Source organism: uncultured Litoreibacter sp., assembly GCF_947487515.1.
GTDB lineage: Bacteria > Pseudomonadota > Alphaproteobacteria > Rhodobacterales > Rhodobacteraceae > Litoreibacter.
Window position 1 is genome coordinate 1,100,748 of sequence record NZ_CANKWO010000001.1, and the last position, 10,096, is coordinate 1,110,843.

The 10,096-nt window shown below is 53.3% G+C and carries 15 protein-coding genes; 4 read left to right on the forward strand and 11 right to left on the reverse strand.

The window, feature by feature from the left end; translation table 11 throughout:
• Position 1: 1 nt before the first annotated feature.
• From Q0746_RS05450 to Q0746_RS05485, 8 genes are all read right to left on the reverse strand, one after another.
• The gene (locus Q0746_RS05450; protein WP_298257963.1) at positions 2–517 is read right to left on the reverse strand and encodes a hypothetical protein; all 516 of its coding nucleotides are present in this window, start codon (positions 515–517) and stop codon (positions 2–4) included.
• Positions 518–589: 72 nt separating this feature from the next.
• Positions 590–1,267 carry a nitroreductase gene (locus Q0746_RS05455; protein ID WP_298257965.1) on the reverse strand — a complete coding sequence of 226 codons (678 nt, stop codon included), beginning with the start codon at positions 1,265–1,267 and terminating at the stop codon, positions 590–592.
• The gene (locus tag Q0746_RS05460; protein WP_298257967.1) at positions 1,257–1,814 is read right to left on the reverse strand and encodes a biotin transporter BioY; all 558 of its coding nucleotides are present in this window, start codon (positions 1,812–1,814) and stop codon (positions 1,257–1,259) included. Before Q0746_RS05460 ends, Q0746_RS05455 begins: the two co-directional genes overlap by 11 nt.
• A 14-nt stretch (positions 1,815–1,828) precedes the next feature.
• The gene (locus Q0746_RS05465) at positions 1,829–2,431 is read right to left on the reverse strand and encodes an energy-coupling factor transporter transmembrane component T (RefSeq protein WP_298257969.1); all 603 of its coding nucleotides are present in this window, start codon (positions 2,429–2,431) and stop codon (positions 1,829–1,831) included.
• Complete coding sequence (locus tag Q0746_RS05470) at positions 2,406–3,134, reverse strand: ABC transporter ATP-binding protein (RefSeq protein ID WP_298257971.1); 729 nt, start codon at positions 3,132–3,134, stop codon at positions 2,406–2,408. The genes Q0746_RS05465 and Q0746_RS05470 overlap by 26 nt, the downstream gene beginning before the upstream one ends.
• Positions 3,135–3,680: 546 nt before the next feature.
• The gene (locus tag Q0746_RS05475) at positions 3,681–4,133 is read right to left on the reverse strand and encodes an SRPBCC family protein (RefSeq protein ID WP_298257973.1); all 453 of its coding nucleotides are present in this window, start codon (positions 4,131–4,133) and stop codon (positions 3,681–3,683) included.
• Entirely contained in the window at positions 4,130–4,528 is a 399-nt protein-coding gene (locus Q0746_RS05480; RefSeq protein WP_298257974.1) for a hypothetical protein, read from the reverse strand. Before Q0746_RS05480 ends, Q0746_RS05475 begins: the two co-directional genes overlap by 4 nt.
• A gap of 10 nt (positions 4,529–4,538) precedes the next feature.
• Positions 4,539–4,889 carry a VOC family protein gene (locus Q0746_RS05485; RefSeq protein WP_298257975.1) on the reverse strand — a complete coding sequence of 117 codons (351 nt, stop codon included), beginning with the start codon at positions 4,887–4,889 and terminating at the stop codon, positions 4,539–4,541.
• A gap of 19 nt (positions 4,890–4,908) precedes the next feature.
• Between Q0746_RS05485 and Q0746_RS05490 the strand changes: the two genes are divergently transcribed.
• Positions 4,909–5,424, forward strand: a complete 516-nt coding sequence (locus tag Q0746_RS05490) for a helix-turn-helix domain-containing protein (protein ID WP_298257976.1) — start codon at positions 4,909–4,911, stop codon at positions 5,422–5,424.
• A gap of 35 nt (positions 5,425–5,459) precedes the next feature.
• Positions 5,460–6,041: a dihydrofolate reductase family protein gene (locus Q0746_RS05495; RefSeq protein WP_298257978.1), complete on the forward strand. Its 582-nt coding sequence runs from the start codon at positions 5,460–5,462 to the stop codon at positions 6,039–6,041.
• A 272-nt stretch (positions 6,042–6,313) separates the two neighbouring features.
• Here the strand turns inward: Q0746_RS05495 and Q0746_RS05500 are convergent, their stop codons facing one another.
• A complete protein-coding gene (locus tag Q0746_RS05500) occupies positions 6,314–6,883 on the reverse strand; it encodes a TetR/AcrR family transcriptional regulator (protein WP_298257980.1) in 570 nt (189 codons plus the stop codon).
• A gap of 121 nt (positions 6,884–7,004) precedes the next feature.
• Here Q0746_RS05500 and Q0746_RS05505 point away from each other — a divergent pair, with 121 nt between their 5' ends.
• Positions 7,005–7,739, forward strand: coding sequence for a hypothetical protein (locus Q0746_RS05505; protein ID WP_298257982.1), 735 nt, complete (start codon positions 7,005–7,007; stop codon positions 7,737–7,739).
• Positions 7,740–7,894: 155 nt separating this feature from the next.
• Positions 7,895–8,368, forward strand: a complete 474-nt coding sequence (locus Q0746_RS05510; RefSeq protein WP_298257984.1) for a DUF6194 family protein — start codon at positions 7,895–7,897, stop codon at positions 8,366–8,368.
• A gap of 146 nt (positions 8,369–8,514) precedes the next feature.
• Here Q0746_RS05510 and Q0746_RS05515 read toward each other — a convergent pair whose 3' ends face one another.
• Positions 8,515–8,838, reverse strand: coding sequence for a hypothetical protein (locus tag Q0746_RS05515; RefSeq protein WP_298257986.1), 324 nt, complete (start codon positions 8,836–8,838; stop codon positions 8,515–8,517).
• A gap of 155 nt (positions 8,839–8,993) precedes the next feature.
• Positions 8,994–9,896: an AraC family transcriptional regulator gene (locus Q0746_RS05520; RefSeq protein WP_298257988.1), complete on the reverse strand. Its 903-nt coding sequence runs from the start codon at positions 9,894–9,896 to the stop codon at positions 8,994–8,996.
• Positions 9,897–10,096 lie beyond the last annotated feature (200 nt).

Genomic DNA, 10,096 nt, shown 5'->3' on the forward strand with positions numbered 1-10,096 from the left:
GTCAGGGCAATTTGTGGATACGGTCCGTTGCGCGTATTTCGCCGTCGACAACGACGCGGCACAAAACACCCCGTAGTCGCAAAGGCCGGTTGGGGCGATGGTTGATCCACGCCAAACTGTCAATGCCGTACCGCGCCTTCCATTTCGCGCAGGCGGTATTGAACTTGTCAGACACCTCAATCACCGCGCTGCCAATTTGCAGTTTTGTACCGACTGGCATGTTGGCCTCTGTCATATCAAGGTCAGCAATCATCGTGTCACCGGGATGCACCGTATTGACCCGATCACGCCAACACAGGTTCATCACTCTGAGGGACAAAATGGACACCTGAATGCGTGGGTCCGGTTGACCATCAGCCCGCTTGAGCCATGGATCATGTAGCCAGCGTTCGCCTTCAATGCCGCGCTCCACCGATACTTGAATGCGCTCGGGAAAACTGCGCTCGGAATATCCAGTGCGAAAACACAAGCTATGGATAGCGGCATCATCCTTTGGGGCATCAAGAATATGCGGCATTGCCATTTCGCATTCTTGCCTACTCGTCAGAGGCAGATCCGTTGAAAGGCGGTCGACAGCCATCATGCTTCCTTAGGTAAAGCCGCGGAAGCTGGTAAACTCGTCCAGCTCGGCACGCTCGGTTCTGAAGGTGTTCACAGGCGCGCGAAGGTCTGGGTGACCCAGTGCTATGCCACAGACCACCAATTCATCCGCTGGCAGATCAAGGGTTTGATGCACCAATGTTCCATAGTTGGCCAAGGCGCCGATACCCGTTGCGCCGAGTTTCATGCTTTGGGCGGCCAAGAGGAAAGTCATAATGGACATGCCTAAATCCATGAAACAGCCTTTGCCCGCCGTGCGCTCTATGGTCACGACCACGCCAACAGGAGCCCCGAAAAACGCATAGTTTCTGTCGAACTGCGCCCGACGCGCGGCGACATCGCGTCTGGCAATCCCAAGCGCATTATAAAGCGCATAGCCTGCCTTGCGCTGGCGATCTTTCAGCTCTGCAGGCATTGGGTCGGGAAAATAGGAATATTCGTTATCAACGGGCCGGTTCTCGGCCGAGGCCCGCGCCAACGTCGCGGTCAGAGCAGCCAAGGGCTGCCCAGTCAAAACATGAAATTTTCCGGGTTGAAGGTTTGCCCCGCTGGGAGCCCGTCGTGCGGCAGCACAAATGCGCTCGACCGCCGTTCGGTCTACCCCAGCCGATGTAAAGGCTCGGATAGACCGGCGGTCCTTGAGCAGAGTTTCAAACTCAGGCTGCATTGGTCCGCGACAAAACGCTCGAAGGCCGCGCCTTGTAAAGAGCACCGGTAATCAGGCCCGCCAGAACAGCTTTGATTAAATCACCAGGCATGAATGGCACCATTGCTGTCAGAATAGCTTCCCCCAGACCCGCAGGCTTCATTACCATATAGTAAGGCACGGCAACCAAGTAGAGCGCGCCAATACCGCCAATTACCGCTGCAACGCCCGCAATCACGCTGACATTGCCCGACGTCCATTTTTCCATCACATATCCGGCGACAAATGCCGCGATCGGGAAGCCGAAGTAGAACCCAGCCCAAGGCGTTGTGAATACGCCAAGCCCGCCACGGCCACCGGCCAGAAGCGGCAGACCCGCGGCGACGAGTACGACAAACAACAAAACCGCAAGGGCACCGCGTTTCGCACCCAGCACAGTCCCACATAGCATGATCCCCATGCTTTGCGCCGTGATCGGAATGCCGCTGCCCAATGTAAGTTTCGGGACAAGGCCCAAGGCCGCGATCAACGCCGCGAACAGCGCTATGAGTACAACATTTCGTTCCATTTAAGGACTCCTTATCATTCGAGAAAGCCCCCGCGGGCCCGCAAGGCCTCCGCGAGGTGGTCGGCGTCATCAAGCGCCAATAAAGTGAAAGGAACAACAACCCGCCAGCCAGGTCGTCGCCGAGATCGCGCGCGCCATGCATCGCTCAGGCGCGTGCCGTTATCCACAAGAGTAGGAAGAATTCGGATCACCAAAGCAATTGCCAGCTCCAAGGCGCGAGTGTGCAACCCAAACCGGCGCAACGGTGTAGCGAGCCAGCGGATCACCTCGATCATTTCGTTTAGCGCGGTCGTCATGGTAACGAGGTTCGCCAAACCCACCGCCGCCAGAAGGCGCAAAATGATCTGCGCTCCTTCTTCATAAGTTGCGGTCACAAGGTGCCAAACACCCAAAATGACCAGAAACGGCCAAAGAACCTTCAGCCGTCTGATTCCAGCCTTGAAAAACACTGCACCTGGCAGCGCATAAAGACCAAGGGTCACGGCCAATGCCGCCCCCATCAGCCATAGATCATTGACCAAGAACAACACAAAGGTCGCCACCGCCAATGCAAACAGCTTGAACGGCGCGGGCCAGTCATGGGCGCGGGTTCTAACCGGAGAGGTCAGCGAGATCATCGTGTTCCCCCAGACGGTTCATGGCTTCCAGATAGACCGGAAAAACCTCTTCTTTCGATCCGACGTTCTGAATACGCCCCTGATCAATCCAGATGATACTATCATAGGCTTCTAGATCGCCCGGATCATGCGTAATATGAAGCAGGCTGCCCTCATAAAGATTTAGATAGCGCTTCATCTGCGCCTTTGTCGGGATATCCAGTCCTGCAAATGGCTCATCCAGCACCAAAAGCGCAGGCTTCATAGCAACTACAGACATTAGGGTCACTAGATGTTTTTGGCCCTGAGAAAGAGTAGCAATATAAGCCTCTTTCCAATGCGACAGGGAAAACTGGTCCAAAATATCCAGCATTGCTTCTGTTGCAGCCGACTTCGATGCCCCTTGCTGCTGCAGCCCAAATGCGATTTCTTCGCCTACGGTCGGAAAGATGATCTGGTGCTCTGGGTTTTGGAACAAAATGCCCACTTCCCCCATAGCCGCACGTCGATCTTTTGCCAGATTAAGGTCGTTCACGCGGATCGTCCCTTTGGTTGGCGCGACAAGGCCTGCGACGAGACGGGCAAAGGTCGATTTCCCAGAGCCATTTCGACCGACAACCCCTACCCGTTGCTCGGCAAGACTCAAGCTCATTCCATCTAGGATTTGTTTATCCTCGATCGTGTAACTTAGGTCCCGAATGTCGATCTGACTAACCTTGGCCACCGTTTTCTTCCTAGTTCCTGCCCAATGTGAACGCGTCCGTCGCAAGTCACAGCAACGTCCCGCAGTTGGACCGGCTTTGAACATAAGCGTCGTCTGTACGTCCATCTGCGGTGTGGGATGCACCGAGACAACAAGAAGTGCAAGTAATTTGCAGGACAGCCTTACGGGTCAGAACCCACCGCGAACCATATGATTTTAAGGTCCTACAGGTCGTCCTCCCCTATCCAAGCCCCACTTTTGACCCAGCACAAGAGGCTTCCAACGCCCATAAAATCAGCCACGAGTCACCAATTCGGCGCCCGGTTACATCATCTTACTGAAAATAAGTTCGCGCGGGTTGGAAGCAGCGGCAAAGGCCAATTGTCACAGTCGCGACCAGCCCTTCCAAACAGCATGATTTAGCGTCATCCACGCCAACAGAGGTGCGAAAATTGCGCAATGCATGATCAGATCGGCGGTATGCCTTAAAGGTCGCTAGACGCCGGAGCCAGACCAAAGGGCGTGTTGGAATTGCGAACGCCAGCGCGGTCATTGAGCGTTTTCATATCAATGCCCTTCCACATAAAGCTTGTTGCTAAAGAGCAGCTGGGCAAAGCCCGTTCGCATCTTTCGCTTCATCACCGGCTTCATGAGGCGCAACATCAGGCCGCGCGGGGTGAAGGCAAATCGCATCTCAACCTGACTCTGCGTCTCGGTACAGGATTTGAAACGAAATTCGGCCCTCGCCCGTTCGATAGGAAGACTGGTTTTGTCAAATTCGACACTGATCTTCTGCATCGGCTCCCATTCAACGACGCGCTCTTCGATCATGTTTTTGCCATCCACAAGTTCGCACCGCCGCACAGCGCCTACGCCGCGTGGCGTCGTCTGGGTAAGGATGGTTGTCCTGACAACATCTTCATGGAACTGGTATATTCCGCCGAAGTCTGCCCAACTCTCCCAAAGGGTTTCAAGCGGGGCATTCACCGTTTGGGATACCATGATATCCGGCTTTATCATTCGCCCCCCTTGTAGATCAGGCCCAGCGCTAGGGCGAACAGCCCGAACTGAATGATCAAATATCCGGTTTCCAGCCCAATAAATCCGCCCGCATTGGGAACGTTCTGCTTGGCCACAAGCGCCAAGACATGAGAGGTCCAAAAGAACAGCCCGATCAACCCGACGAACTGAAAGGCCCGCACGAATCCGGCGCTGCCTGTATGAAAAAACGGGTAGATCAACGCCAATGCAATGCCTTGGATGACAATTGTGGCGAAGCCAAGCGGGACATTCGGATCGCCCGCGAAGTAGCCAAACGTCTCATAGCGCGCTTTGAAAAGTCCAATGTGCCAACCCAGCGCCAGTGGGAAAACGATGACGATATAGCTTGCTGCAGACAGTATAATTTTACTCATCGACGCCTCCTCACATGCCAGGTGCACGCTTCCACAACGCCATAGGTGCGCCACCTGGATCGCGGATAAAGCTGGCATCCCCCGCTGGACCCTTCAAATTTTCTGCAATGATCTCTGCGCCGTGTTTGCGTGCGTTTTCTACTGCCGCGGGCAGGTCATCAACTTCAAGGTAGGGAACCCAGCCAGTAATTTGTGGCGTGGCGTCGGCCGTCGCGGCGAAGGGTTTTTCCTCCCCTTCCGCCGTCAAAAAAGTCATCGGACCGATGTCGTTTGACGACCAGCCGAATGCATTTTGCAGAAAAGCGGTTGTCGCTGAGCGTTCAGCGCCAATGTTATCAAACCAAACGAATGGAGACGGCATCACATAATCCTCTTGTTTTTTGCAAGTTAAACCGAGCTATCAATTACACTTGCATATTGCAAGGAGAAATTTAGATGCCTATATCTTCCACATGACTAAAACCAAGATCACTGAATGGAGCGGTTGCCCAGCTCGGTATGCGGCAGGCATCTTTGGAGACAAATGGTGTTTTCTGATCATGCGGGACGTACTGCTGCTTGGCAGACGAACCTACAGTGATTTCCTGAATTCCCCAGAGGGTATTTCAACCAATATCCTAGCCAACAGGCTGGCAAAACTTGAAGACGCTGGGATATTGAACCGCAAGATTGACCCGCGCAAAGCCAGCCGGGTCTGCTATTTTCCAACCCGTAAGGCGCGCGACCTGCTACCGACACTGATCAGCATGATGGTGTGGTCGACCGTCTATGACGAAACAACCGAAGCGCCTGCGTCATTTGCGGCGGCCTACAAAAGCGATCCCGCAGAGACGCTTGCTTGGTACGAAGCAGAAATCGACCGCGTCGATACGGAAATTTTCAACACAACAGTTTAGATGCCAACACCTATTACTGGCCCGTGGAGGGAAAAATGAGAGAGATTACTATAGTGTCATTCGTGAGCTTAGACGGTGTGGCGCAGGGGCCTGTTCAGCCAGATGAAGACACATCGGGCGGATTTACGCAAAGCGGCTGGGCCTCTGGTGATCTCGAAGACGCGATGCAGCTCGTCAATGACGGCCTTATGGACCCGCCCGTTTCCTTCCTATTTGGGCGGAAGACCTACGACATGTTTTCAGCGAGTTGGCCGAACGACAAAACATCACTTGGCGATCTGTTCAACACATCCAGAAAATATGTGGTTTCATCTTCTTTGACAGAAGGCGCATGGGAAAACTCCGAAATCATTGACGGAGATGTCCTCGAAAAACTCAAGCAGATCAAGGCCGAGGATGGGCCAAGACTGCAGGTTCATGGCAGTAACGCGCTTATCCAAACACTATTGGCCAACGATTTGGTGGATGAGCTGCGCCTCCTGACATTCCCTGTTGTGTTGGGGCACGGGCAACGATTGTTTGGAGACGGAACCGCAGCTGCAAAACTCAAGCTTACCTCTTTGACGACCGGAAAATCTGGTGTCGTGATGAGTATCTACCGGCGCCAAACCGCCTGATCGTCACCGAAACCTTAATCCGGCAATCCTTACCGAACTCACACGGAACCCGAGAATACCAATGGCTGGCTTCAATCGCAGTCCGATTGTTCAGCCACCGCTTGGCATAGACGTGGAAAAATAAAGGGAGATATATTCCCCTTTCCAAAGGCCACGTGAGTTAGTCCTCTCGAGGCTTCAGATATATCCATGTATCATAGTCAGCAATACACATGGCGCCAAAAACGGCCTCGGCCTCCTAGCGTCATGTCTCCCTGTGCTTCCTTATCTTCTCAGTCAAGCAAGCGGAGAACTTGCGCGGCAATCGCGTCTTTTTCAGAATCGCTGGGAGAGACGATTCCGTGAATTGAAAGGCCACTATCTACGGTCGACAACAGGTTAGCGAGCGCATCTACATCGCGGTCCGGCGCGAGTTCACCCGCTGCCTGCGCCTCTTGGAGGTTTTTCAAAAACAGGTTGCGTGCCTCGCAGTAAACCTCTCGCGCAGCACTGAAGGCATCGCTCGTGACGTTATCTTGCTCAGTGAGCGTGTTGATCATCAGGCACCCATGATAGGCGTCTCCATAGCTCAACCGTCGGAAATACTCTTGAATGTTTCCCAGACCATGCGGCTTGGCATCAAGTGTTTCACGATATGCGGATAATGTGCCTTGCAGGTACAAATCCAGTGCCTGCTGGAACAGGCCTTCCTTGCCGCCGAACTCTCCGTACAGGCCAAATCGGTTTACTCCCGTCACCTCTACCAGTTCCGAGAGGTGCGTACCCTCAAACCCTTTGGCCCAGAAAAGCTCCATCGCCTTCACAAGCACTTCGTCACGGTCATAGCTTTTACGTCTTCCCATGAGCCGAATATCACGCGTTGAATGGCTTAGCGCAAGATTTATCACGCTTCGTTCCGAAATAAGTTGACCAGCTTCACGCAGCAGATTATTTCACACCTATCGTTCAGTTATGGAGAAAATGATGCGTCACAAATTGCTCACTGCAGCCGCGCTGGCATTCACCTTGTCTAGTCAAACCGTCTTTGCGGAAGACACAACTATTCTCGAGATTGCTTGGTTCAAATTACTTCCCGGCACGCAAGAAACCCGTTTCATCGAGGGTGCCCAGCACGTCCAAGACAAATTCCTGCCGCGGTTCGACGGGCGCATTTACCGAGAGTTGCTATCGCAAGAAGGCGGCGACTACTGGATCGATTCTATCCACTGGCGGTCGGTTGGTGATTTCGAAAAAGCTGCGGCAGAGATCCTGACAGACCCCGATGGTGCTCCGATTATGGAGTTGATTGACCCCTCTACAATGGCTTGGTTCCACGCCGATCGGGTGCGACACTGGCAGGGTGGCGATGTTCCACAGGGGGACGGCTATACAGAGCTTCAAGTATTTCGTCTGGTCGCACCGGGATCGGAGATTGAGTTTCTTACGCCAACAACCGACGTTGAATTCCTAGCCTCTGCCGAGGCAATTCAGGAACAATTGGCCGCGCAATCGGGATTTGTTGACCGCGAACTGTTCCGGACGACAGACGGTTGGTGGCTGGATTTGGTTCACTGGCACTCCCATGAGGCCGCCGAAGCCGCGAAGGCAGTCGTTATGGCGGATATGGCCGACATGCAGTCGGCAGCTATGGGGTTTGTGAGCAAGATTGATCCAAAGAGCCTGAAGACCTTTGGTATGAATCAAAAGCGCGTGTGGTAAATTTCCAATACGGTATACAGCAAGACACTGCGTCTTGCGTGATCGGCAAGTGAAGGTCACATGGCGGCCCTGCGCTGGTATAATCAGCCCAGGGTTTTTGTTGATCGAATTCATGTAGGGACAGCTGTGGCTGCACCAATCAAAAGGAAAGCACCATGAGCGGGCACATGCCAATTGAAGACATAATTACCTATATGATCGACACTTATGGAGACTCTGTAAGAGAGGATCGCAACTGGGGTGAGCGCGGGGTGTTTTATAACCCTGATCGCGCGCTCCCCAAAGGTGTGTACCTTCTCACCTTCAAGGAAAGTGATGGCCCCAATGACAAGGCCTCTCGCACCGATCGGGCTGACGTCTATCGGCTCAACTTGGGAATCTCGAAGCCCGCCTTTCAAGAGCTCTTCGGTGGGATTCCCAAACGGCCGGCAGCCGGTTGCATTGTAGAAACGGGGCATGATTTCACTCAGCTAGACCAGATCATGCCGCACCCCGTTTACGGCTGGATGAGTTGGCTTGGCATCTTGAACCCGAGCCCCGAAACCTTTGATCGCATCAAACCGTTGATCGATGACGCAGTGAAACTGGCCGCCGGTAAGTTTGCGCGACGTATCGCTAGGAAAAAATAGCGCGTATTGCCACCCTGCTCTCATCCGGTCTTTCGCTGCGGGCGGGCAATTCGGGCTCACCCAGAGACGGCATTTTGGGGCAGCCGCTGCGAGCTTCCAAAAGTTTCGCGCGCTAGGCGCTTAGGTCTCCACCCCTGACGCGACAGCTAGCGATTCAACTCAATGGCTTGGCGCAAATAGTAGGCACAAACATCTTCCTCAAAGCAGCTCAACTCCAGAACACGGATGGCCTTGCCAGTTCCGGTTAGCCGCCCCACCGCATCAGTCATTTTCGCCCCTTTCAGAAATCCAACATCAACCCCATGCGGCATGGTTCTAAGATGGCATATCCCACCTTTTGCATTTGAGAAGGTCGTGATGCGAGGCTTTTGAGTTTCTTCGATCCCATCCACCTTCAGCAACAGTTCGCGCACTTTCAAAAACAGCTCCCTGTTGGGGGATTGCATGTCTTTTTCAAACTGGGTGGTCATTACTCATTACTCCTTTGTCGATGGGTTTTGATCGGCAACAGATACTTCGGCGATGATTCAGATCGCGCCTGTAGAGGCTAACAGCTGCGGCACGGGGTATTCCTTCAGCCTTTACCCCTTGTTCTAACCAAACCATCAGCCCCATGTTGTTCCATTCATGCGGTTTTTTCGATTGGTAGCAAAATTTGCGCTGTCAAAGAATTGCGTTCCGGGTCACTTGGAGAGGCATAGTAAAATTCGAACATCCAGTCATTGCGCAGCTGATATCCCGAACGTGGCAGCCAAGACTGAAGCGCCTTGTTCCACGTCATGTGAAGCCTGTCATACCGACCCGTATGTGAAATAGCCGCCCATTCACCAGCATCGATGCTGTCGTGCAGATTTCCCCATGCCGAAGTTGGTTTCCGGTCAAAAAGCCCTCCGAAGTTGCCGATAGCTGTAGGATCAGAAAACTCTCGAGGCCCAGTTTTGAATGCACCACACAGTGACAATAAGTTGGCGGGTCGTTCTGCAATTAGCTGCTTGAGATCATGGGCAATTGAGGCACTGTCAGCGAAGAAGCTCCCGTTTTTGGTGCCGGCCTGGTGACGGGACAAAAGCCACAGTTTTGGCATGTGCAGTGTATCAACGGATAACGCAAGTTCGGCGGTTGGAACCGGCTTCAGGAACGGGCGGCTACTCCCAACAGATTGCTGTAGAATTTTGCCACTACCGGCGGCGAATTGTTTGGGCGTTATGCCAAAGTGGCGACTAAATGCACGGGTAAATGCGCTGTGCGTCTGAAACCCGCAATCTAGTGCGATCTCGATGAGAGATGTGCGCTCAGGTGCCAAAAGCAATTTTGCTGCTGCCTCCAAGCGGCGGCTACGAATATAACCCGCGACAGTCTCACCAATATCTTGTGTAAACTTCCGTTGGAAATGAAATGGGGAAACCCCGACTTGAGACGCCACCCAGTTAATCGTTAGGGTTTTGGACAGATCAGCTTCGATTAGCTCAAGCGAAGCTTGAACGGGGTCATGTTTGGGTTTGAATGAAAGGCTGGGTATCTGCGCCAAAATCGGTACCTCTCGCCACAAGCATCAGAGCGCCAAGCTCAATGCCAATAAGTTCACATTCACCATGGCCCAAAGCAAGAGGTCAAAAGAATGAGCCTACCAATCGGTAGCGATATGGTTGCAGAACTGAATAGCGCCAAGTCACCTAGACACCCTGTTGGCTGATATTGCGCTGACTGTTTTCGAAGGCGACAGGCGAC